This is a genomic window from Bradyrhizobium jicamae (assembly GCF_001440395.1).
Lineage (GTDB): Bacteria > Pseudomonadota > Alphaproteobacteria > Rhizobiales > Xanthobacteraceae > Bradyrhizobium > Bradyrhizobium jicamae.
Map to the genome: position 1 here is coordinate 17,226 of NZ_LLXZ01000120.1, position 22,540 is coordinate 39,765.

The following is a 22,540-nucleotide window of genomic DNA, read 5'->3' on the forward strand; positions in this document are numbered from 1 at the left end:
GATATGTCTATACATAAAATCGTCCGGGTGTTCTGTCCAGCCGGTTTTGAACCATGTCGACACTGCATTTCGCATCAGCGCTGCTCCCCTCGGGGTGGGCCGACGACGTGCAAATGGAGGTGACGGATCAGACCATCACCAAGGTTACGGCCGGCGTTCCGCCGGGCCCGCACGACGAACGCCACAAGCTCGCCATTCCCGGGATCGCGAGCCTGCACAGCCACGCGTTCCAGCGCGGAATGGCGGGGCTCGCCGAAACGCGCGGCGATTCCGCGGATACGTTCTGGACATGGCGCGAGACCATGTATCGCTTCGCGCTCGAAATGACGCCGGAAGACGCCGAAGCCGTCGCGACGTTGCTCTATGTCGAAATGCTCGAGCAAGGCTTTACCCGCGTCGGCGAGTTCCATTACCTGCATCACGACCACGACGGCGCGCCATACGCCAACCTCGCCGAGATGGCGACGCGAATTGCGCGGGCCGCCGAAATCGCCGGTATCGGGCTGACACTGCTGCCGAGTTTCTACGCACACGGCTCGTTTGGTGGCGCGGCCCCGCATGCCGGCCAGCGCCGGTTCATCTGCTCGGTCGACCAGTTCGCCAAGCTGATCGACGCGACACGGTCAGCCGTTCGCGCATTGCCCGGCGCCAATGTCGGCATCGCGCCGCACAGCCTGCGCGCCGTGATGCCGGACGAATTCGCGGCCCTCGCGCCACTGGCCGAAGGCGGACCGGTGCATATCCATGCCGCTGAACAGACAAAAGAAGTCGAGGACTGCATCGCCTGGTCGGGCCGACGGCCGGTTGAGTGGTTGCTCGAACATGCGCCCGTCGATCAGCGTTGGTGCCTCATCCATGCGACCCATATGACAGAGGCGGAAACCACCGCGCTTGCAGGAAGCGGCGCGGTCGCCGGACTCTGCCCGGTCACCGAAGCGAGCCTTGGCGACGGTATCTTTCCTGCCCGCGAGTTCCTTGGCGCCGGCGGACGGTTCGGCATCGGTACCGACTCCAATGTGCTGGTCGGCGTCACCGACGAACTGCGTCAGCTCGAATATGGCCAGCGCTTGAAACACCGCGAGCGCAATGTGCTGTCTGGCGGTCCCGGCCTGTCGACCGGTCGCGCGCTGTTCGAAACTGCGCTCACCGGCGGCGTCCAGGCGCTCGCACTGCCAACCGCCGGACTCCAGGCAGGCGCGCGCGCCGACATCGTGACGCTCGACACCGCCCATCCCTCACTCGCCGGACGCCGCGGCGACGCCGTCCTCGACGGTTGGATTTTTGCGACGAGCGCGGGCGCCGTCGACACCGTCTGGGCAGGCGGCGCCAAGGTCGTCGAGAATGGACGGCATGTACTGCGTCAGAAGGCGCGCTTCGCATTCAACGCAGCAGTGCGGAGGCTTGTGGCATGAGCCTCGCCACCGATCGCGGCAAGCCCCAGTCGGCCGACAAGCCGACGCTGTACAAGCAGATCCGGATCGATATCGAGCGCCGCATCCTGACTGGAGAATGGCCGCCCGGTCATCGCATCCCATACGAGCACGAGCTGATGTCGCTCTACGGCTGCTCGCGCATGACGGTGAGCAAGGCGCTGTCGGAGCTCGCGCAAGCCGATCTTATCGAGCGGCGGCGCAAGGCCGGCAGCTTCGTCCGCCGTCCCACATTTCTGTCGGCGGTGCTCAAGATCGCCGACATCCGCGCGGAGATCGGCGCGCTCGGCCGCAGTTACGGCTATGAGTTGCTCCAGTGCTCGCGGCGCACCGCAAACGCCGCCGACCGCGACCGCCTTGGCGCACGCAAAACCGGCAAGGTGATCGCGATTGCGTGCCGTCACAGCGCCGACGACGTGCCGTTCGCCATCGAGGACAGACTGATCGATCTCGACGCCGTGCCCGAAGCGGCCACGGCGGATTTTGCGACCGAGCCGCCCGGCACGTGGCTGCTTCACCATGTGCCATGGACGGAAGCCGAGCATTCGATCAGTGCCATCGTGGCTGACGAGCAGGCAGCGGCGGCGCTCGACATCGCGATTGGCGCGCCCTGCCTCGTGATCGACCGGCACACCTGGCGCAGCGCCCGGCCGCTGACCGCCGTGCGCCTGCTCTATCCGGGCGATTCCCATAAACTGGTTGCCCGCTTCAAAGGCGGCTGAGGGGGACAATGATGCACGCAAGATCTGGCACAGACCATGCAGCATTTCTGTACATCAGTTCGATGAAACGTGAACAGACCAAGACACAGTCCATGAACCAGCAAAAGGGATATAGCCATGCGTAGTTTTGGATTTTTCGCGGCAGCCGCCGCTCTCTTAGTAGCCGCACCGGCCGCCGCTCAGGACGTAAAGGTCGGTATCGGCATCTCCGGATGGACTGGTTTTGCGCCGCTCACGCTCGCAAACCAGGCAGGCATCTTCAAGAAGAACGGTCTCGATGTAACGATCAAGAAGATCCCGCAGAAGGATCGGCACCTGGCCATCGCCTCGGGTGACATCCAGTGCGCGGCGACCACGGTCGAGACCTGGATATCCTGGAATGCCAATGGCGTCGCCACCAAGCAGATCTTCCAGCTCGACAAGAGCTACGGCGCCGACGGCATGGTAACGCGGAACGATATCGCGGCGATCAAGGATCTGAAGGGCAAGACGGTCGCCGCGTCCGCCCCCGGCACCGCTCCGTATTTCACCCTCGCATGGATGCTCAAGAAGAATGGCCTTACGGTCAAGGACGTCACGGTGGTAAACTTGGAGCCAGCCGCAGCGGCGCAGGCATTCGTGTCCGGCCAAAACGATGCAGCCATGACCTATGAGCCCTATTTGTCGACCGTGCGCGCCGCGCCCGACAAGGGCAAGATCATCGCGACCACGCTCGACTACCCGATGATCATGGACACGTTCGGCTGCACGCCGAAATTCCTGACCGAGAATCCGAAAGCCGCGAAAGCACTGGCCGACAGCTATTTCGAGGCTGTCGCCATGATCGACAAGGATCAGGCCAAGTCCTACGAAATCATGGGGTCGGACGTGAAGCAAACCGGTGAACAGTTCGGCAATTCGGCAAAGTATCTGCGTTGGCAGGACAAGGCCGCGAACCAGAAATTCTTCGCGGGCGAGTGGCAGGCGTTCACAAAGGAAGCCGCAGACCTGCTGCTCGAGATCGGCATCATCAAATCGGTTCCGAAGATCGACGACCTCGTTGATACGAGCTTCATCAAGTAGGTTCGGTCGACACCGCACTGGTCCTGCTTCCACAGATGGAAGCAGGACGTTCCGCGATCAGCGTACCGCTTTGAGGAACATGCCCTGTGATACGTCCTCTTGATCCTGTGACGTCGAAGCAACGCGCGGCCTATGGTCTGGCGTTCTTCGTCCTGTTCGTTGCCGTATGGGCATGGGCAACGTTTGGCGGCTACGTGTCCAAAACGTTTCTCGCCAACCCGCTGACCATGCTGCAGGAGGGTTGGGAGCTCCTGACCAAGCACGGCTTCCTGTTCGACATCGGCATGACGATCTGGCGGGTGGTCGGCGGCTTCGTGCTGGCGGCCATCATCGCCGTGCCGCTCGGCGTCCTGATGGGCGCCTACAAGCCGATCGAAGCCTTCCTGGAGCCGTTCGTCTCGTTCGCCCGTTATTTGCCCGCCTCGGCCTTCATCCCGCTGTTGATCCTGTGGGCCGGCATCGGCGAGTTGCAGAAGCTGCTGGTCATCTTCATCGGCTCGGTGTTCCAGATCATCCTGATGGTCACCGTGACGGTCGGAAACACCCGGCGCGACCTCGTCGAAGCCGCCTACACGCTCGGCGCCAGCGACCGCGGCATCATCAACCGGGTGCTGCTGCCCTCCTCCGCCCCCGAGGTCGCGGAAATCCTTCGGCTCGTTCTCGGCTGGGCGTGGACCTATGTCATCGTCGCCGAGCTGATCGGATCATCCTCGGGCATCGGCCACATGATCACCGACAGCCAGGCCCTGCTCAACACCGGCCAGATCATCTTCGGCATCATCGTCATCGGGCTGATCGGCCTGGTGTCGGACTTTCTTTTCAAGGCGTTCAACGCCTGGCTGTTCCCGTGGAAGCTGGCATGACCAAGCTCAGAATCGATCAGGTCGCCCGCACCTTCCCCGCGCGCCAGGGCCATGCGCCGACGCGCGCGCTGGAGCCAATCGACCTCGACGTCGGCAACAATGACTTCGTCACCATCCTCGGCCCGTCGGGCTGCGGAAAATCGACGTTGCTGCGCATCATCGCCGGGCTCGACCGTCCGACCAGCGGCCGCGTCATTCTGGACGGACAGGAGGTAACGGGACCGGGCGCCGATCGCGGCATGGTGTTTCAGTCCTACACGCTGTTTCCATGGCTGACCGTGCGCGAAAACATCGCGTTCGGCCTGCGCGAGCGCGGGGTTTCGGAAGCAGACCGCGAAAAGATCGCCGACGGTTTCATCCAGCGCGTCGGCCTGCAGGGCTTCGAAAATCATTGGCCGAAGCAACTCTCCGGCGGCATGCAGCAACGCACGGCGATTGCGCGGGCCCTGGCCAACGATCCAAAGATCCTGCTGCTCGACGAACCGTTCGGCGCGCTGGATAATCAAACCCGCGTGCTAATGCAGGAAATGCTGCTCGGCATCTGGGAACGCGACCAGAAGACCGTGCTGTTCGTCACGCATGATATCGAGGAAGCGATCTTCCTCGGCAGCCGCGTCATCGTCATGAGCGCCCGTCCCGGCCGCATCAAGGCCGAGATCGCGGTCGATCTGCCGCACCCGCGATCCTACAAGATCAAGACCACGCCTGAATTCGTCAGCCTGAAGGAACGGCTCGTCGAAGAGATCCGTGCCGAGGCCTTGAAGGTTGCGGTTCACGCCTGACCATCGCGCGCTGTGAAATACGCCCCCGAACGCGGTGAAATCAGTCCCGGATTTTGCTACGCTGATCCCCGCTTGCACTGGACTCGTTGGATGCCGTCGCATCCATCGCTCCTGATTGCCTCGCCATTGCGAACTTCCAACGCAGTGCGACGCTCCGCATCCCGACAGGGAGACAGCCATGGTGAAACCGTTTCCGTCGAAGACCCACATCGGCAACCACATGCTGCATCCGGAAACGCTGATGCTGAATTACGGCTACGATCCGCAACTGTCGGAGGGCGCCGTCAAGCCACCGGTCTTCCTGACCTCGACCTTCGTCTTCCGCACTGCCGAAGACGGACAGGATTTTTTCGATTTCGTCTCGGGCCGGCGCGAGCCCCCGGAGGGGATGGGCGCGGGGCTGGTTTATTCGCGCTTCAATCACCCCAACAGCGAGATCGTCGAAGACAGGCTCGCTGTCTACGAGCGAGCCGAGAATTGCGCGCTGTTCTCTTCGGGCATGGCTGCGATTTCGACCACGATCCTGGCTTTCGTCCGCCCCGGCGACGTCATTCTGCACTCTCAGCCGCTCTATGGCGGAACGGAGACCCTGCTTGCGAAGACGCTTGCGAATCTCTCGATCGGCGCCGTGGGCTTTGCCGACGGCCTCGATGAAACTGCAGTGAGGCTGGCGGCGGAGAACGCCATGCAGAAAGGCCGGGTCGCGATGATTTTCATCGAAACGCCGGCAAACCCCACCAATGGACTGGTCGATGTCGCGATGATCCGACGCGTTGCCGACATGATCGGGCAGACCCAGCGGCACACGCCGATCATTGCGTGCGACAATACCTTGCTCGGGCCGGTGTTTCAGCGGCCGATCGAACATGGCGCTGATCTATCGGTGTACTCGCTGACCAAATATGTCGGTGGTCATTCCGACCTGATCGCGGGCGCGGCGATCGGCTCAAAAGCCATCTTGAAGGATATCAAGGCATTGCGAAGCGCCATCGGCACCCAGCTCGATCCGCACTCCTGCTGGATGATCGGCCGATCGCTCGAGACGCTGAGCCTGCGCATGGAAAAAGCAGACCGAAACGCGCGGCTCGTGGCGGACTACCTGCGCGACCACGACAAGGTGGCGAAGGTCCATTACCTCGCTCACCACGAACCGGAGTCCGTCGCCGGCCGTCTGTTCGCGCGCCAATGCAGCGGCGCAGGCTCCACATTCTCGTTCGACATTGTCGGCGGCCAGGCGGCCGCTTCAAAGTTCCTCAACGCGTTGCAGATCTTCAAGCTGGCGGTGAGCCTGGGCGGCACCGAATCGCTTGCCAGCCTGCCCGCAAGCATGACCCACTCCGGCGTGCCGGCCGACATCCGCCAGAAAATCGGCGTTCTGGACTGCACGATCCGGCTGTCGATCGGCATCGAGCATCCCTCCGACCTGATCGCGGATCTCGCGCAAGCCTTGAACGAGGCATAGCCGTCCGCCACGCATGAGAGGACTGGATCGCGCCAGCGCCTCGCTGCTGCCGCCGCAGCAGCCAGACGACCGACGCGACCGCTCACCGTCACTTCTTGACAGCGAACACCCAGACGACGCCGCCTTGCGGCACGTTGTTCTCCAGGCCGGGGACCTTGCCCACCAATGCGTCCTGAATGCGCTGCGCGTCGACGCCCCAGCCAGACTGGACGGCAATATACTGCGTGCCGTCCACCTCATACGCGATCGGCATGCCCACGATCCCGGAGTTGGTTTTTTGCTCCCAAAGCAGTTCACCGGTCTTGGCATGGAAGGCACGGAACATCCGGTCATTGGTGCCGCCGACAAAGATGAGGTCGCCAGCGGTAGCGGTCACCGAACCGAACAGTTGTGACTTCGGAAAATTATGCGACCAGACCTTCTTGCCCGTGGCCGGATCCCACGCTTGCAGTTCACCAAAGTGTGTAGCGCCGGGACGGGGCGTCAAACCGATATCCTCGGGCTTGGTCCCGAGCCAAAGCTTGCCGGGAACCAGCGGCAGTTTTTCCCCCGTAAAGCCGCCGCAGAAATTCTCGTTGGCGGGAACGTAGACCAATCCGGTTTTCTGACTATATGCCGCCGACGGCCAATCCTTGCCGCCCCACAATGACGGACAGAATTCAACCCGCTTGCCAACTCCCGGCTTGTGGGCCGGATCGGCAATCGGCTTGCCGTTGGCATCGATGCTCTTCCAGACATTGGTATAAACGAAAGGCCAGCCGGCGACGTATTTGATGCCCTCCGGCTTGCGCTCAAGCACCCAGAAGATCGCGTTGCGGCCTGGATGAATCAGGCTCTTGATGGTGCGACCGTCCCTTTGCAGGTCGATCAGCATTGGAGCGTCCACCTCGTCCCAGTCCCAGGAATCATTTTGATGGTACTGGAAATATGATTTCATCTTGCCGCTGTCGGGATCGAGCGCGAGCACCGACGTCGAGTAGAGATTGTCGCCGGGATGGGTTTCACCCGGCCAGGGCGCGGCATTGCCGGTGCCCCAGTAGACCGTTCTGGCGTCCACATCGTACGTGCCTGTCATCCACGCCGGCGCGCCTCCGGTTTTCCAGTCGTCGCCGCTCCACGTATCATGGCCGGGCTCGCCCGGGCCGGGAATGGTGAAGGTTCGCCACAGTTCCTTGCCCGTGTTGGCATCGTAGGCAACGATATAACCGCGGATGCCGAATTCGCCGCCGGAGCCGCCGACGATCACCTTGCCGTCCACGACCAGCGGCATCAGGGTCAAATACTGCCCCTTCTTGTAGTCCTGAACCTTGGTGTCCCAGACCACTTTGCCGGTCTTGGCATCGAGCGCGACCAGATGGTCGTCCGTCGTGGCGAGATACAGCTTGTCCTCCCACAACCCGACGCCGCGGTTGGTGGGATGCAACTGGAAGAGATCTTCGGGAAGCTGGCGTTTGTATCGCCAGTACTCATCGCCGGTCTTGGCGTTGAGCGCGATCACCTGCCCCTCCGGCGTTGAGACGAACATCACGCCATTGTTGATGATCGGCGGCGCCTGGTGTCCCTCGACCACGCCGGTCGAGAACGTCCACACCGGCACCAGATTTTTCACGTTCGAAGTGTTGATCTGGTCGAGCGTGCTGTAGCCCTGCCCGTCATAGGTCCGGCGATAATGCATCCAGTTGCCGGGCTCGGGATTCTTGAGCCGTTCGGTGGTTACCGGGCTGTAGTTCTCGATCGGGCCGGCGGCAGCGATCGAAACGAGGCATGTGGACGCGAGCAAACCGGACAAAAGCCATTGCTTCAAGACCATAGCGCAACCTCCCCTTTTTGTTTTCATCTCACGAATTCTGCTTTTTCTTCGTCGTGGATCGAGACGGCCGCCCACCGTCACCTCGACTGCTGCGCGCCCACCTTTCCAATGAATGCCGCAGCCACCGTCAGTGGACCGGCGTCCGTTGCCAACGGAAGTGCCGGCAGGCGCCGCGGCGCCGGTCCAAACACGACCTGTGCGCTTTGCCTGGGGTCAAACTCCGAATTATGGCAAACGCATTTGAACACGTCCTTGTCGCCGCCTGCCGCCTTTACCCACGCAGTGACCGGACAACCGGTATGGACGCAGATTGCCGAATAGGCCACGACGCCGCCGGCGGCGCGCGAACGCGTCTCTTCATCCAGCTCGGCGGGTTCCAGTTTGACGACGAGTATCTCGTTCAGGCGCGAGCCCTTGCGCACGACCGATGTCTTGGGATCCCTTGGCCAGGCCCGAACCGGCGGGCCGCCAGTCTGCAGATCCTGCGGCTTGATCACCTCGCCCGCACGATCCCCTTCGGCGAAAACCAGAACGTCGCCCTTCTGAGGCCGCTCGTTGCTTCCAGGTAAATCTTCCTGCGCAATGGAGGGCCTTACCGACGCCAGGCAGGCCCCGGTGGCGAGTGCGGTCAAGATGAGTGCGCGCCGCGTCGGATCCTGACACATCGCCGTCACGAGCTCCGCGTCTGTGCGTGTGATCGACGTTGTTGCCTGATCTGATTTGCACATCACTCAACCTGAAGGAGAGAGTCGGTCAAAAAAATGGCGACAGGAAAATTGTGTTTTGAGCAATCCTTGCGTTCGTCAGGTGTCAACGATTGCAACAAGTGCCCGTAACAGTAAGCGTCCTTCGCATTTCCTGAGGCTGCCATTGCAGCTCGACGCCTCATGCGTATTTTGCAGAACAGCTCAGCCTTTGGTGATGTGCAGTGCGTTACGGGCATGCGAGCGGCGCCACGCCAGCGTCCAATGCGCGCACGATGCAAGTCCATGCTGGCAACACGACGTTGAAGAGACGATCTTCCATTTTGTCCCGACGGAAACGCGTTAAGTTTGACGCGAATTGCCCATTCCCGCTCTCACTGCGTCAGCGTCGCTTACCAAATTCAATTCTTTGGCAACGCCCCGCTTTCGCCAAACATGCGGAAGCAAAATGTAGACGCCTTGTGGTAGTGATCGAAAAGCGCGGCCTACTGAACAACAGCCAACAATAACGATCAGGAGGATGGCTCACAGAAATCCCAGCCAGACAGCAAGGAATTTCGAAGCAGCGGCGTCGTGCGGTCAGCAGGAGTGTTGTCGCTCACGTCGTAGCAACCATCAGCAGCTTACGAAGTGCGAGGCTCGATCATGATTACTTTGAAGATTAACGGCCAGCAAAAGAACTGGGATGGCGATCCCGATCTTCCGCTGCTCTGGTTCCTCCGCGATGAAGCCGGACTGACGGGCACGAAATACGGCTGCGGACAGGCGCTTTGCGGCGCTTGTACCGTGATCGTCGACAAGCAGGCGGTACGCGCCTGCATCACGTCGGTTTCCGACGTGGTCGGTCGGGAGGTCACGACGATCGAAGGTCTTCATCCGACGGGCGACCACGCGGTTCAGAAAGCGTGGCGCCAGCTCAATGTTCCGCAATGCGGCTTCTGCCAGGTCGGCCAGATCATGCAGGCGGCTGCGCTACTGCTGGAGAATCCAAAACCCAGCCACGACCAGATACGCGAGGCGATGGCGGGCAACATTTGCCGCTGCGGCTGCTATCAGCGCATCGAAAACGCGGTTCACCTCGCTTCGACGGGGGTCTGATCATGAACATCATCACCAACCCCAAAAAGCTCCGTGGCTTTGAGCGATATGTCAAAGTCGACAACGTTTCACGTCGTAGCATCCTGAAGGGCCTCGGGCTCGCCGGAGGCTTCGTTCTGGCTGCTCCCGTGATGTCCCGCCCCGGCCTTGCCGCGTATAAGACCGGCGCAGGCGAGATGCCGCACGGCACCGTGGTGGATCCGCGCGTGTTCGTCGCCATCGCACCTGATGGCATCGTCACGATCGTCGCGCACCGCGCCGAGATGGGAACCGGTGTCCGCACCAGCCTGCCCATGATCGTTGCCGAAGAGATGGAGGCCGACTGGTCGCGCGTTCGCGTCCAGCAGGCCCATGGCGACGAGGTCAAATTCGGCAACCAGGACACCGACGGATCGCGCAGCACGCGGCACTACCTGATGCCGATGCGCCAGATCGGCGCTTCCGCCCGCACGATGCTCGAAACCGCAGCAGCAAACCGCTGGGGCGTGCCGGCGACCGAAGTGAAGGCGGTAAATCACGAGGTCGTCCACAGCGCCAGCGGACGGCGCATCGGCTTCGGCGATCTGGCAGCCGATGCCGCCAAGCAGTCGGTACCGAGTGTCGAAGGCCTGAAGCTGAAAGACCCGAAGGATTTCCGCTATCTGGGCAAAGGCCAGATCAGCATGGTCGACCTTCGTGACATCACGGTAGGCACCGCGCGTTACGGCGCCGACGTCCGCCTGCCCGGGATGAAATACGCCGTCATTGCCCGGCCGCCGGTGACCGGCGGCAAGGTCGCCTCGTTTGACGGGGCGGCGGCGATGAAGGTGTCCGGCGTCGAGAAGGTCATGGAAGTCAAGGGCTGGCCGTGGCCTTCAAAATTCCAGCCGCTCGGCGGCGTCGCCGTGATCGCGCGCAACACCGGCGCGGCGATCAAGGGCCGCGATGCCTTGAAGATCGTCTGGGACGACGGCGCCAACGGCAAATACGAGTCGGTCGCCTACCGGGCCCAACTGGAGGAAGCCGCACGCAAGCCGGGCCTGGTGGTACGCAAGGAGGGAGACGTGGAAGCCGCCTTGAAGGGCGCCGACAAGGTGATCGTAGGTGAGTATTACCTGCCGCATCTCGCCCACGTCGCCATGGAGCCGCCGGCTGCAGTCGCCGACGTCAAGGGCGATAAGGCCGAGATCTGGGGACCGGTGCAAAGCGCCGGCGGAACGCGGGAGGACGTCGCCAAGACGCTGGGCATTCCCCAGGAGAATGTCACCGTCAACGTCACCCTGCTCGGAGGCGGTTTCGGGCGCAAGTCGAAGTGCGATTTCGCCATCGAGGCCGCCCTGCTTTCAAAGGAACTCGGCGCCCCCGTCAAAGTGCAGTGGACGCGGGAAGACGACGTTCGCAACGGCTTCCTGCACACCGTGTCGGTGGAACGCATCGAGGCCGGCCTCGACAAGAACGGCAAGGTGACGGCCTGGCGGCATCGCAGCGTCGCGCCGAGCATCGCCTCGACGTTTGCCGCTGGTGCAGTGCATCAGGCGCCGTTCGAACTCGGCATGGGGCTGGTCGACATGCCCTTCGAGATCGCCAACGTGCAGTGCGAGAATCCGGAAGCGGCCGCGCATACCCGTATCGGCTGGTTCCGCTCGGTGTCGAATATCCCGCGCGCCTTCGCGGTGCAGTCGATGGTGGCCGAACTCGCGCTCGCCACCAAGCGCGATCCAAAGGACATGCTGCTGGAACTGATCGGCTCTCCGCGGATCGTCAAACTCGATTCGGTGAAAGACCTCTGGAACTACGGCGAGCCCTATGAGAGCTATCCGATCGACACCGCGCGTCTTCGCAAGGTCGTCGAACTGGTCGCGGAAAAGGGCGGTTGGGGACGATCCGTTCCCAAGGGGCACGGGCTCGGCATAGCCGCGCATCGCAGCTTCGTCAGCTATATAGCGACCATCGTCGAGGTCGCCGTTGACGACAAGGGCAAGCTCACCGTGCCCCGGGTCGATACCGCCATCGATTGCGGAACTTTCGTCAATCCGGAGCGGATCCAGTCGCAGATCGAGGGGACCGCGATCATGGGCCTGAGCCTCGCCAAGCATGGCGCGATCACCTTCAAGGACGGCAAGGTGCAGCAGGGCAATTTCGACGATTTCCCGGTGATCCGGATGGACGAGTCCCCTGCCGTGACGAACGTCTACATCGTGCCTCCCGGTCCCGATACGCCACCCAGCGGCGTCGGCGAGCCGGGTGTGCCGCCGTTTGCGCCGGCGCTGATCAACGCGATCTTCGCCGCGACCGGCAAGCGTATCCGCGCCCTGCCGATCGGCAAGCAATTGGAGGCGTAAGAGGAACGTTAGATCGAACGGGCCGTTTTCATTGGTCTGAGAGGAGTTCAGGCCGATGAAACCCAACTCAACGGCGCTCGCGGTATGCTTGCTGTCGGGCGCGCTTCTACTGAATGCTCAGGCGGTGATCGCTCAAACGACGTCGCCGCCGAGCGCCACCGCCACGCGGCCGGCGACGACACCGCCGGGGCAAACCTCCCTGCCGAACGAGAGCCCGCCGGCTACAACAACCCAGACCACCGGCGAAGCCAGCCGCGATCCCGTGGTGAAGAAAATGAACGAGGACGAAAAGTACAAGGTCGACACCAAGGGCAAGTAGCGCAGCCTGTTTGACGTGGTCGTCCCTATCGCAACGTCTGTCTTCGCTGACACTGAATCGTCAGGTCACCCGACAAGTCCGATTGCAGAAGCGGCCGCCGGCCTCAGGGCTCGCAAATCCATGTGCCGGTTCACGTCCTTGTAGAGCAGGTAACGGAACCGCCCGGGCCCGCCGGCGTAACACGCCTGGGGGCAAAAGGCGCGGAGCCACATATAGTCCCCGGCCTCGACCTCGACCCAGTCTTGATTGAGCCGGTAAACGGCCTTGCCCTCAAGAACGTAAAGACCGTGCTCCATGACGTGGGTCTCAGCAAACGGAATCGACGCGCCCGGCTCGAAAGTGACGATGGTGATGTGCATGTCGTGCCGGATGTCTGATGGATCGACGAAGCGTGTCGTGGCCCATCTTCCATCCGTATGAGGCATTGGTGTTGGCGTGATGGAATCTTCGTTTGTCACAATGGATTCCGGCGCCGCGATCCCGGACACGCGCTGATACAGCTTCCGGATCCAGTGAAATTGCGCCGCTTCGGGGCTGCGGTTCTGCACGCTCCAGCGGCACCCGGGCGGAAGATACGCAAAGCCGCCGGGCCGCAACACGTGTTCCGTCCCGTTGAGCCTCAAGGCCAACTTGCCGCCAACCACGAACAGCGCCCCCTGCGCTTCCGTATCGGGCTCCGGCGCTTCGCTTCCGCCGCCCGGCGCTACGTCGACAAGATAGTGGGAGAACGTTTCGGCGAAACCGGATAGCGGTCGGGCGAGCACCCAAACGCGCGTATCGTTCCAGTGCGGAAGATAGCTTGTAACAATGTCACGTATGACGCCCCTGGGTATCACCGCGTATGCGTCCGTAAAAACCGCGCGACCGGTCAGGAGCTCCGTCTGGGCTGGGTGCCCGCCGGTTGGGACGTGATAGGTTCGAGATGGCATTTCGTGGCCTCTTAAAGACGGTTCTTGTTCATCGAAAGACTAGCCCGGCTTCGCCGTGATGCCCGGGTGCGTTGCTGAAGCACCATCGAACGCGATGCGTAGCCAGTCTGGTTCTTCAAGCCACTTTTCCTCGAGGTTGCTGCCCGCACCCTTTCGATCGACGACAACGAACGGACTGGCGTCCGCAGTGACAAGCAGCGGATGATGCCAGCAGTTTCGCGCGTAGTTCACGCCCTGCTGTCCTGACGCAGCAAACGCCCGGTAGGTCGACGGGATACCCGGATCTGCGCAAACGACCACCAGCCAGGGCATTTCGTTCAACGGGACGAAAAGCTGACTCCCGAGCGGATGGCGCTCCATCATCTTGATGACGATTGGTGCCGGTCTCACCGTGCCAATGAACAGACTGATATTGACCTCTCCGCCTGCCGAGGCGACGTCAATTTTCGCCAGGTCGTCGTAGCGTCTGGCAAACCCTTCGTTGATCAGTTTCGGCGTCGCATCTTCCGTCTCGACGACCTCACCGAAAGGCGCGAACCCCGCCTTTGTCAAAGGTGCCACCGAAAGCGTCAGCATCGTTCAAACTCCGATCAACTTCGAGCATGGCGAGACGTCCGGATCGGCCGCTTGGTCTACCGATACCGGACGCCTTGCGCCTGATATCAGATCGCCTGCGGCTGCGCTCCCGGTGTGTCCAGCCCCACCGGATCGATCGCTGCTTCCGCACTCACAGGATCAACCTGCCCGTTCAGGACCCGATGCGCCTTCTCCCGATCGATGTCGCCTTCCCAGGAGGCCACGGCGATCGTGGCAACGCAGTTCCCGATATAGTTGCCCAACGCACGCGCAATGCCGATGAACCAGTCGACCGACAGGATCAGCACCAGTCCGATGGCCGGAATGGTCGGGATGGCCGCGAGGGTGGCGGCAAGCACGACGATGGCCGAGCCGGGAACGCCGTGAGCGCCCTTCGAAGTCAGGAGGGCAACGCCGAGAATTGCCAGAAGATCACCCGTGGCCAGCGGCGTATTGGTCGCCTGCGCAATGAACACCGCGGCCAGCGTCAGGTAGATAGAGAAGGCATCCAGATTGAACGAATATCCCGTCGGGATTACCAATCCGACAGTCGACGGTTTGATGCCAAGAAGCTCGAGCTTGCGCATGGTCTGCGGAAGCACGCTGTCTCCGGCCGCCGTGCCGAGAACGATCGTCATCTCCTCGCGCAAGTAGCGGAGCAGTTTGAACAGGCTGAAGCCGGAAACGCGCATGACCGCGCCCAGCACGACGACGACAAAGACGACCACGGCCACATAGAACAGGGCGACGAGCCCGCCGAGCTGCTTGAGCGAGCCGATGCCGTATTTGCCGACGGTAAATGCGATCGCCCCGAACACGCCGAGCGGCGCCAACCTGACGACGAAATTCATCATCTTGAAGACGATGTCACTCACGCGCCCGATAAAATCCGTCACCGGCTTGGCCCGCTCGCCACACAGTGAGGCCGCACAGCCGAACATGATCGAGACGATCAGCACCTGCAGGATGTCGCCGGTCGTGAAGGCCCCGACCACCGTCGAGGGAATGAGCTTCATCAGGAATTCCGAGACGCCGCCGCCGGCGACCTGGGCCGCCGTCTGACTGAAGCCGCTCAACGCTTTTGCATCCAGCGTCTTCGGATCGATATTCATTCCGGTACCGGGCTGGAAGTAATAGGCGAGCGCAATGCCGAGCACCAACGCAATCGTCGTAATGACCTCAAAGTATATCAGCGCGCGCACCCCGACCCGCCCAACCTTCGACAGATCTCCTGCGGCGGCGATCCCGTGCACGACAACGCAAAACACGATCACCGGGACCAGCATCTTGATGAGCTTAATGAAGCCGTCGCCCAGCGGTTTCATCTGAAGAGCGACATCCGGGTGAGCCATGCCAAGCGCAATACCCAGCGCCAGCGCTATGATGACCTGGAAGAAGAGTGACTTGAATAACCTTGGCACGGCGTTCCCTCGCTCGGTCGGTGTTTCCATTTGATGTGGCTTCGTCGACCTGCGGCCGGCCGCCACTTTTTCTTTAATCGCGACGCTGACGTCGCTTCGAAACGGATGATTGCCCGCCGGACGTTCGTCCCGGTCGCGCACCAAGCCATTCGTTGACCATGCCGTACCAAGTGTCCAATATATAGAACGACACGATCGAGAGGAAAATCCTATGGATCTCCGCCAGCTCCGGTACTTCATTGCGGTGGCCGAGGAGCGCAGTTTCACTGCCGCGGCGCGACGATTGAATCTTTCGCAACCTCCCCTCAGCCAGCACATCCAGTCGCTCGAAGCGGCGTTGGGAACACAGCTCCTCTACAGAACCAGTCGCAAGGTCGAGTTGACCCAGGCCGGAGAAGCGCTCCTGGCGCGGGCGCTCGCCATTCAACAGCAGATCAAACTGGCCGAGGACGAGGTTCATTCTATCGGCGCAGGCCTGGTCGGGACTCTCGACATCGGAGCAACCGGCTCCATCCTGCGCGGACGTTTGGCCGACCTGCTCGCGGCGTATCGAAAGGATGCGCCTTCGGTCAAGATGACGGTGCATGAACAAGCGCCGGCCCTGCAGATCGCGGCTCTCCTCAATCGCACGACAAACATCAGCCTGAATCGCAGCATCCCGACCGAGCATCAGCTCCGCAGCGAGCTTGCGTGGTCGGAAGAGGTTGTGGTTGCGATGCAAAAGACGCATCCACTGGCGCGGCGCAAGCGCATCGCCCTCGGCGACCTTGCGTCGGAGGATCAGATTGTCCTGCAGCCCGAAAGCTCTCAGTTTGCGCGCTACATCCAGAAATGCTGTGTCGACGCCGGCTTCCTGCCGCGGGTTTCCCAGCAGGTCATCGATGCACAGTCGGTCCCCAGTTTGATCGCCGCAGGCTTCGGAGTAGCCCTAGTCCCACAATCAATTGCCCGCTTCACGACCGACGAAATAGTATTCCGGCCAATCAGGCCTTCTCCGCCCTCCGCTGATGTCTTTCTCGTGTTCAGAAAAGACGAGACGTCGATGGTCGTACACAACTTCATCAAGCTGGCCCGTCGTTTTCTCGGTCGGAAACGAAATGCAGGCAACGGGGCCACTGCCAGCAGCTGATGGTCGGCCCGGTGGGGACCTCACCTGTCTGCCGGCGAGCTTCACGCCGCGAGAATTTTCTCGGGCGCCGCCGCGGGCAAATTCTGGCTGTCGGCGACCGCACGGTTGGCGATCTGCCCGCGATGCACATTGAGCCCGGCGCGCAGATGCGGATCTTCGATCAGGGCGCGGATACCCTTCCCCGCCAGCGCAAGCCCGAACGGCAGCGTGGCATTGTTGAGCGCGTGGCTCGACGTGACAGGCACGGCGCCAGGCATGTTGGCGACGCAATAATGCACGATCTCGTCGACCAGATAGGTTGGCGCCTGATGGGTTGTCGGCCGCGACGTCTCGAAGCAGCCCCCCTGGTCGATCGCGACATCGACCAGCACGGCGCGGCGCTTCATGCGGGCGAGATGCGCGCGGGAGACGAGTTTCGGCGCGCTGGCGCCCGGCACCAGCACGGCGCCAATGACGACGTCAGCGCCGATCGCCTCCTCCTCGATCGCATCCTGCGTCGCGTAGCGCGTGCGAACGCGACCGAGGAACATCTCGTCAAGGACGCGAAGCCGCGGCAGCGAGCGGTCAAGGATGACGATGTCGGCACCGAGACCTGCGGCCATCCGCGCAGCATGCGTCCCGACCACGCCACCGCCGATCACGGCGATCCTGCTCGGCGCGACGCCGGGTACCCCGCCGATCAGCTTGCCCATGCCATCAGCCGATTTTCGCAAGGCGGCGCCTGCCGCCTCGATCGCCAGCCGTCCCGCCACCTCGCTCATCGGCGCCAGCAGCGGAAGCCCGCCATGGGCATCCGTCACCGTCTCGTAGGCGACCGCAGTGCAGCCCGATGCGAGAAGCCCCTTGGTCTGCGCGGCATCAGGCGCAAGGTGCAGATAGGTGAAGAGGATCTGGTTCTCGCGAAGCTGGCGCCATTCCGTCGGCTGCGGTTCCTTGACCTTGACCACCATGTCGGCGGTCGCGAAGATCTCGGCGGCCGTGTCCACGATCGCTGCGCCGGCCGAACGGTAGATGTCATCGCCGGCGCCAATGCCGAGCCCGGCACCCTGCTCGACGATTACGTCGTGCCCTTGCGCCACATATTCCCGCACCGACGCCGGCGTCAGACCGACGCGATATTCCTCGACCTTGATTTCCCTGGGCACACCGATCCGCATCGCCTTGCTCCTGCACTGGAGGCTATTGTCCGATACCAGAAAGCTACGCTTGAACACGCAACGGTTCTCTGCGAATGGCGGCTTGCCGCGAACGTATTACGCAGATATTCTGCGCCCAGACGATAATTATTGGCGAATAGCGGCGTGAACGGGCTGGATCGCATTGACCTTCGGATTTTGGCTGAATTGCTCTCCGATGCCAGGGCGAGCCAGATCGAACTCGCCGAAAAGGTCGGGCTGTCGCCGACCGCCTGTGCGCGTCGCATTCGTCAGCTCGAGGAAACCGGGATCATTCGCGGCTATCGGGCCGACCTCGAACCGACTGCGCTCGGACTCGTCACGACGGTGGTCGTCACCATCACGCTGGAAAAACAGAGCGAGGAATATCTCGCCGCATTCGAAGCAGCGATTGCCCGTTGTCCCGACGTGGTGTCCTGCCACCTGATGTCGGGCAGCGATGACTATCATCTGCAGGTGATCGCGCGCGACATTGCGGACTTCGAGCGGATCCACAAGCAGCATCTTTCGCGAATGCCCGGCGTCGCACGCATCCATTCGAGCTTTGCGATGCGCGAAGTGGTTCGCAGGGCAATCCCTGAAACGGCGTTACAGCGTTAGCTTCATTGATCGTAGTCGTCTATCAGGCGCACGCTAATTCGCTTCGGCGGATTTTCCTCCCTTCCCGAACACGCGACTCGCCAGCACGTCCGCGGCCTCAATCGACCTGATGTCGTCCACCGTCAGGACATGGTCGAGATCGGCGATGAGACGATTGGCCTGGCGGAGCCGCAGGCGATCCAGGGCGTTGCGGATCGAGCGCGCGTTGGAGAACAACGGCTGGTTCTTGCGCAATGCAATGTAGCGAACGAACTCCGTCCGCGCCTCCGGCGTGAACGTGTAGTTCATCTCCCGCAGCATCAGTTCCGCGATGTCGATCAGCTCATCGTCGGAGTAATCGGGAAAGTCGATGTGGTGTGCGATGCGTGACCGGAAGCCGGGATTGCTGGCGAAGAACTTGTCCATACGGTCGCCGTAGCCGGCGAGGATCACCACCAGATCGTCACGCTGCGATTCCATCACCTGCAGCAGGATCTCGATCGCTTCCTGGCCGTAGTCGCGCTCGTTGTCCGGCCGATACAGATAATAGGCCTCGTCGATGAAAAGCACACCGCCCATCGCCTTCTTCAGGATCTCCTTGGTCTTCGGCGCTGTGTGGCCGATATATTGCCCGACCAGTTCGTCACGCGTCACCGACACCACCTGGCCGCGGCGGACATAGCCGAGCCGGTGCAGGATATCGGCGATCCGCAGCGCCACCGTGGTCTTTCCCGTGCCGGGATTCCCGGTGAACGACATGTGCAGCGTCGGTGCTTCCGAGGTCAGCCCCATGCGCTTGCGGATGCGCTCGATCAGCAACAGCGACGCGATTTCGCGGATGCGCGTCTTGACCGGCTTCAGGCCGATCAGCTCGCGATCGAGCTGCGTCAGGATCTCCTCGATGCCGACAGCGGCGAGTTCCTCGCGAAGGTTTACCCTGTCCGTGATTGTTGGCACATCCATATCCATCTGCCGAACCTCAACGCGCCTCGCGCGTATTCGGGGAAACAAAAAACTCCGTCGCCGCTTGCCCAGCGACGGAGCAGTTAGCCGGGCGAACGCAGCAACGATCAGGGAGAACTCGTTCGCCGGCCCGAGGAGTTGTTCAACCGTAGCGCCGGCCCTCCGGACGATCGGCAGCATAGGATGTCGTCGTGTAGCGGATGTTGCGGCCGGCTACTTCATGGCGCTCAAGGCGGAAGCCAGGTTCATCCTTCGGCCGGTTGACGATGAACGACAGCCGCAGCGACTCCCAGCCATGGGTGGAATCGTATGCCGACATCCGGATATAGCGGTCGCCATAGACCTTCCGGCATTCGTTGAGCTCCATCAGCACACCCGCGGCATCCGGCAGGTCGAACATCGGCAGGCCCCACATCTCCCAAAAGTTGTTGCGCGGGTGCGGATCGTCGGTGAACTCGATGTTCACCGCCCATCCCTTGCCGAGGCAATACTGCACCTGCCGCGTGATCTGCTCGTCGGTGAGATCAGGCAGAAACGAAAAGCAGCCTTGAGTGATACGCATGATCTTTTCTCCTTACATCGCGACGCTGGCGGTCGGCACATAGTCCGGCATGTCTGTCGATTCGTAGTTGAAGGTAACGTCCTTCCAGACCTCGAGTGCCGCCTTCAGCGGCGTACAGGTCGCCGCCGCCTTGGCGAGAATCTCGGGCCCCTCGTGCACGTAGTCCCGGCCCTCGTTGCGGGCGAGGATCATCGCTTCCAGCGCCACCCGGTTGGCAGTAGCGCCCGCCTGGATGCCCATCGGGTGGCCGATGGTGCCGCCGCCGAACTGCAACACCACGTCCTCGCCGAGATGGTCGAGCAACTGGTGCATCTGGCCGGCATGAATGCCGCCCGACGCCACTGGCATCATCTTGTTGAGACTTGCCCAATGCTGGTCGAAGAACACGCCATGTTCGAGCCGCGTCGGGTTGTAGTCCTCGCGGCAGATGTCGTAGTAGCCGCGCGTGGTCGCTGGATCGCCTTCCAGCTTGCCGACCACCGTGCCGGCATGAATGTGATCGACACCCGCAAGCCGCATCCATTTCGCGATGACACGGAACGAGACGCCGTGGCTGCGCTGCCGCGTATAGGTGGAATGCCCTGCCCGGTGCAGATGCAGGATCATGTCGTTGCGGCGCGCCCATTTCGCCATCGACTGGATCGCGGTGTAGCCGATCACGAGATCGATCATGATGATGACCGATCCGAGCTCCTTGGCGAACTCGGCGCGCTCGTACATGTCCTCCATGGTGCCGGCGGTGACGTTGAGATAAGTGCCCTTGATCTCGCCGGACGCGGCCTGCGCCTTGTTGACGGCCTCCATGCAATATAGGAACCGCTCGCGCCAATGCATGAAGGGCTGCGAGTTGATGTTCTCGTCATCCTTGGTGAAGTCGAGCCCGCCCTTCAGCGCCTCGTAGACCACGCGTCCATAGTTGCGGCCCGAGAGGCCGAGTTTCGGCTTCACCGTGGCGCCCAGCAGCGGACGGCCGAACTTGTCCATGCGCTCGCGCTCGACGACGATGCCGGTCGCCGGCCCCTGAAATGTCTTGACGTAGGCCACCGGCAGCCGCATGTCCTCCAGCCGCAGCGCCTTGAGCGGCTTAAAGCCGAACACGTTGCCGATGATCGAGGCCGACAGATTGGCGATCGATCCGGGCTCGAACAGGTCGAGGTCGTAGGCGATGTAGGCAAAATACTGCCCCGGCGCATTCGGCACGGGATCGACGCGGTAGCACTTTGCGCGATACTTCTCCGCTGCGGTCAGGCGGTCGGTCCACACCACCGTCCAGGTCGCGGTCGAGGATTCACCGGCCACCGCCGCCGATGCCTCGATCGGATCAACCCCGTCCTGCGGCGTGACGCGGAACAGCGCGATGATGTCGGTGTCCTTCGGCTCGTAGTCGGGCTCCCAATAGCCCATCTTCTTGTATTCGAGGACGCCGGACTTGTAGCGATCCTTGCCGCGAATAGTCATCGAGTGCATGTTCATATCGGCCTCCTTGGCTGGTGTGCGGCAACTGGTCGGGATGGAACGCGTCGTCAGGTCATTCTGCGGCATCGGCCATCCCTCCGATCCGTGGATCGAGCACGCCCGAGCGATAGCGCCGGGCCATCTCGGCCAGTGGAATGACCTTGATTTGCGAGGCGTGGCCTGCCGTGCCGAATTGTTCGAACCGATCGCGGCAAAGGTCGCGCAGCGCATCCATCGCTGGCTTGAGGAATTTTCGCGGATCGAATTCGCTTTTGCTTTGCGTTGCGACCTTGCGGAACGCCGCCGTCATCGCCAGCCGGCAGTCGGTATCGATATTGACCTTGCGCACGCCGTGCCTGATGCCGCGGACGATCTCTTCGACCGGCACGCCCCAGGTCTGTGGCATCTCGCCTCCGAAGGCGTTGAATGCGTCCTGCAGCGGCTGCGGCACCGAGGACGAACCATGCATCACCAGATGCGTGTTGGGCAGCCGCCGATGGATCTCCTCCACCACCCGCATGGCAAGAATGTCGCCGTCCGGCTTGCGCGAGAACTTGTACGCGCCGTGCGAGGTGCCCATCGCGATCGCCAGCGCATCGACCTTGGTGGCGCGAACGAAATCGACCGCCTGATCCGGATCGGTCAGCAATTGATCGTGGCTGACCTCGCCTTCGACGCCGTGGCCATCCTCCTGCTCGCCGCCGCCATGTTCGAGCGATCCGAGCACGCCAAGCTCACCCTCCACCGAGGCGCCGATCCAGTGCGCCAGTTCGACGACGCGGCGGGTGATGTCGACATTGTAGTCGTAATCCGCCGCGGTCTTGGCGTCCGCTTTCAGCGAACCGTCCATCATCACGGAGGTGAAGCCGTGCTGAAGCGCGGTGGCGCAGGTCGACTCCTCGTTGCCATGGTCCTGATGCAGGCAGATCGGGATCTGCGGATGCATCTCCTCCAGCGCGTCGATCATCCTCGACAGCATGATGTCATTGGCATAGGAGCGTGCGCCGCGCGAGGCCTGGATGATCACGGGCGCATCGGCGGCCGCCGCCGCTTCCATGATCGCGAGCCCCTGCTCCATATTGTTGATGTTGAACGCCGGCACGCCGTAGCCATGCTCGGCGGCATGATCCAGCAATTGCCTCAATGTGATTCTGGCCATCGGCGGCTCCTTCTCTGGT

General features: G+C 62.2%; 21 protein-coding genes. 11 read left to right on the plus strand and 10 right to left on the minus strand.

The features are described from left to right. The first annotated feature begins 53 nt into the window (after window positions 1–53). The 6 genes from CQ12_RS19610 (at window position 54) to CQ12_RS19635 (ending at window position 6,321) form a co-directional block, all read left to right on the plus strand. Window positions 54–1,412 carry a formimidoylglutamate deiminase gene (locus CQ12_RS19610; RefSeq protein WP_057836947.1) on the plus strand — a complete coding sequence of 453 codons (1,359 nt, stop codon included), beginning with the start codon at window positions 54–56 and terminating at the stop codon, window positions 1,410–1,412. Further along, window positions 1,409–2,152, plus strand: coding sequence for a histidine utilization transcriptional repressor HutC (gene hutC / locus CQ12_RS19615; protein ID WP_057836948.1), 744 nt, complete (start codon window positions 1,409–1,411; stop codon window positions 2,150–2,152). Before CQ12_RS19610 ends, hutC begins: the two co-directional genes overlap by 4 nt. A 117-nt stretch (window positions 2,153–2,269) precedes the next feature. Continuing rightward, window positions 2,270–3,214: an ABC transporter substrate-binding protein gene (locus tag CQ12_RS19620; RefSeq protein ID WP_057836949.1), complete on the plus strand. Its 945-nt coding sequence runs from the start codon at window positions 2,270–2,272 to the stop codon at window positions 3,212–3,214. An 89-nt stretch (window positions 3,215–3,303) separates the two neighbouring features. Continuing rightward, window positions 3,304–4,077, plus strand: coding sequence for an ABC transporter permease (locus tag CQ12_RS19625; protein ID WP_057837092.1), 774 nt, complete (start codon window positions 3,304–3,306; stop codon window positions 4,075–4,077). Continuing rightward, a complete protein-coding gene (locus CQ12_RS19630) occupies window positions 4,074–4,859 on the plus strand; it encodes an ABC transporter ATP-binding protein (RefSeq protein ID WP_057837093.1) in 786 nt (261 codons plus the stop codon). Before CQ12_RS19625 ends, CQ12_RS19630 begins: the two co-directional genes overlap by 4 nt. Window positions 4,860–5,037: 178 nt before the next feature. Further along, window positions 5,038–6,321, plus strand: a complete 1,284-nt coding sequence (locus CQ12_RS19635; RefSeq protein WP_057836950.1) for a cystathionine gamma-synthase family protein — start codon at window positions 5,038–5,040, stop codon at window positions 6,319–6,321. Between the two features lie 88 nt (window positions 6,322–6,409). Here the strand turns inward: CQ12_RS19635 and CQ12_RS19640 are convergent, their stop codons facing one another. Together CQ12_RS19640 and CQ12_RS19645 are read right to left on the minus strand one after the other, a co-directional pair. Next, window positions 6,410–8,131 carry a methanol/ethanol family PQQ-dependent dehydrogenase gene (locus CQ12_RS19640; protein WP_157088341.1) on the minus strand — a complete coding sequence of 574 codons (1,722 nt, stop codon included), beginning with the start codon at window positions 8,129–8,131 and terminating at the stop codon, window positions 6,410–6,412. A 77-nt stretch (window positions 8,132–8,208) separates the two neighbouring features. After that, a complete protein-coding gene (locus CQ12_RS19645) occupies window positions 8,209–8,796 on the minus strand; it encodes a QcrA and Rieske domain-containing protein (RefSeq protein WP_198164209.1) in 588 nt (195 codons plus the stop codon). A gap of 684 nt (window positions 8,797–9,480) precedes the next feature. Between CQ12_RS19645 and CQ12_RS19650 the strand changes: the two genes are divergently transcribed. The 3 genes from CQ12_RS19650 to CQ12_RS19660 are packed head-to-tail and all read left to right on the plus strand — an operon-like array spanning window position 9,481 to window position 12,573. Continuing rightward, window positions 9,481–9,933 carry a (2Fe-2S)-binding protein gene (locus tag CQ12_RS19650; protein ID WP_057836953.1) on the plus strand — a complete coding sequence of 151 codons (453 nt, stop codon included), beginning with the start codon at window positions 9,481–9,483 and terminating at the stop codon, window positions 9,931–9,933. Window positions 9,934–9,935: 2 nt separating this feature from the next. Beyond that, complete coding sequence (locus tag CQ12_RS19655; RefSeq protein ID WP_057836954.1) at window positions 9,936–12,254, plus strand: xanthine dehydrogenase family protein molybdopterin-binding subunit; 2,319 nt, start codon at window positions 9,936–9,938, stop codon at window positions 12,252–12,254. A 55-nt stretch (window positions 12,255–12,309) separates the two neighbouring features. Beyond that, window positions 12,310–12,573 carry a hypothetical protein gene (locus tag CQ12_RS19660; RefSeq protein ID WP_057836955.1) on the plus strand — a complete coding sequence of 88 codons (264 nt, stop codon included), beginning with the start codon at window positions 12,310–12,312 and terminating at the stop codon, window positions 12,571–12,573. A 65-nt stretch (window positions 12,574–12,638) separates the two neighbouring features. On the opposite strand, the gene CQ12_RS19665 is transcribed toward CQ12_RS19660, so the two are convergent. The 3 genes from CQ12_RS19665 to dctA all read right to left on the minus strand — a co-directional run bounded on the left by CQ12_RS19665 (window position 12,639) and on the right by dctA (window position 15,499). After that, window positions 12,639–13,502, minus strand: a complete 864-nt coding sequence (locus tag CQ12_RS19665) for a bifunctional allantoicase/(S)-ureidoglycine aminohydrolase (protein ID WP_057836956.1) — start codon at window positions 13,500–13,502, stop codon at window positions 12,639–12,641. Window positions 13,503–13,541: 39 nt separating this feature from the next. Continuing rightward, a complete protein-coding gene (locus CQ12_RS19670) occupies window positions 13,542–14,078 on the minus strand; it encodes an ureidoglycolate lyase (protein WP_057836957.1) in 537 nt (178 codons plus the stop codon). An 86-nt stretch (window positions 14,079–14,164) separates the two neighbouring features. Beyond that, complete coding sequence (dctA, locus tag CQ12_RS19675) at window positions 14,165–15,499, minus strand: C4-dicarboxylate transporter DctA (protein ID WP_057837094.1); 1,335 nt, start codon at window positions 15,497–15,499, stop codon at window positions 14,165–14,167. 211 nt (window positions 15,500–15,710) lie between these two features. Here dctA and CQ12_RS19680 point away from each other — a divergent pair, with 211 nt between their 5' ends. Then, window positions 15,711–16,628 (plus strand): LysR substrate-binding domain-containing protein, encoded by a 918-nt coding sequence (locus CQ12_RS19680; protein ID WP_057836958.1) that lies wholly within the window; start codon window positions 15,711–15,713, stop codon window positions 16,626–16,628. A gap of 41 nt (window positions 16,629–16,669) precedes the next feature. Here the strand turns inward: CQ12_RS19680 and ald are convergent, their stop codons facing one another. Beyond that, on the minus strand, window positions 16,670–17,785 hold the full coding sequence (gene ald / locus CQ12_RS19685) for an alanine dehydrogenase (RefSeq protein ID WP_057837095.1): 1,116 nt from the start codon (window positions 17,783–17,785) through the stop codon (window positions 16,670–16,672). 144 nt (window positions 17,786–17,929) lie between these two features. Between ald and CQ12_RS19690 the strand changes: the two genes are divergently transcribed. Continuing rightward, complete coding sequence (locus CQ12_RS19690; protein WP_057837096.1) at window positions 17,930–18,403, plus strand: Lrp/AsnC family transcriptional regulator; 474 nt, start codon at window positions 17,930–17,932, stop codon at window positions 18,401–18,403. A 33-nt stretch (window positions 18,404–18,436) separates the two neighbouring features. Here CQ12_RS19690 and cbbX read toward each other — a convergent pair whose 3' ends face one another. The 4 genes from cbbX to fba form a co-directional block, all read right to left on the minus strand. Further along, window positions 18,437–19,345, minus strand: a complete 909-nt coding sequence (gene cbbX / locus CQ12_RS19695) for a CbbX protein (protein ID WP_430642246.1) — start codon at window positions 19,343–19,345, stop codon at window positions 18,437–18,439. Window positions 19,346–19,487: 142 nt separating this feature from the next. Further along, window positions 19,488–19,907 carry a ribulose bisphosphate carboxylase small subunit gene (locus tag CQ12_RS19700; protein ID WP_057836960.1) on the minus strand — a complete coding sequence of 140 codons (420 nt, stop codon included), beginning with the start codon at window positions 19,905–19,907 and terminating at the stop codon, window positions 19,488–19,490. 12 nt (window positions 19,908–19,919) lie between these two features. After that, on the minus strand, window positions 19,920–21,380 hold the full coding sequence (locus tag CQ12_RS19705) for a form I ribulose bisphosphate carboxylase large subunit (RefSeq protein WP_057837097.1): 1,461 nt from the start codon (window positions 21,378–21,380) through the stop codon (window positions 19,920–19,922). A gap of 55 nt (window positions 21,381–21,435) precedes the next feature. Then, window positions 21,436–22,521, minus strand: coding sequence for a class II fructose-bisphosphate aldolase (fba, locus tag CQ12_RS19710; protein ID WP_057836961.1), 1,086 nt, complete (start codon window positions 22,519–22,521; stop codon window positions 21,436–21,438). Window positions 22,522–22,540 lie beyond the last annotated feature (19 nt).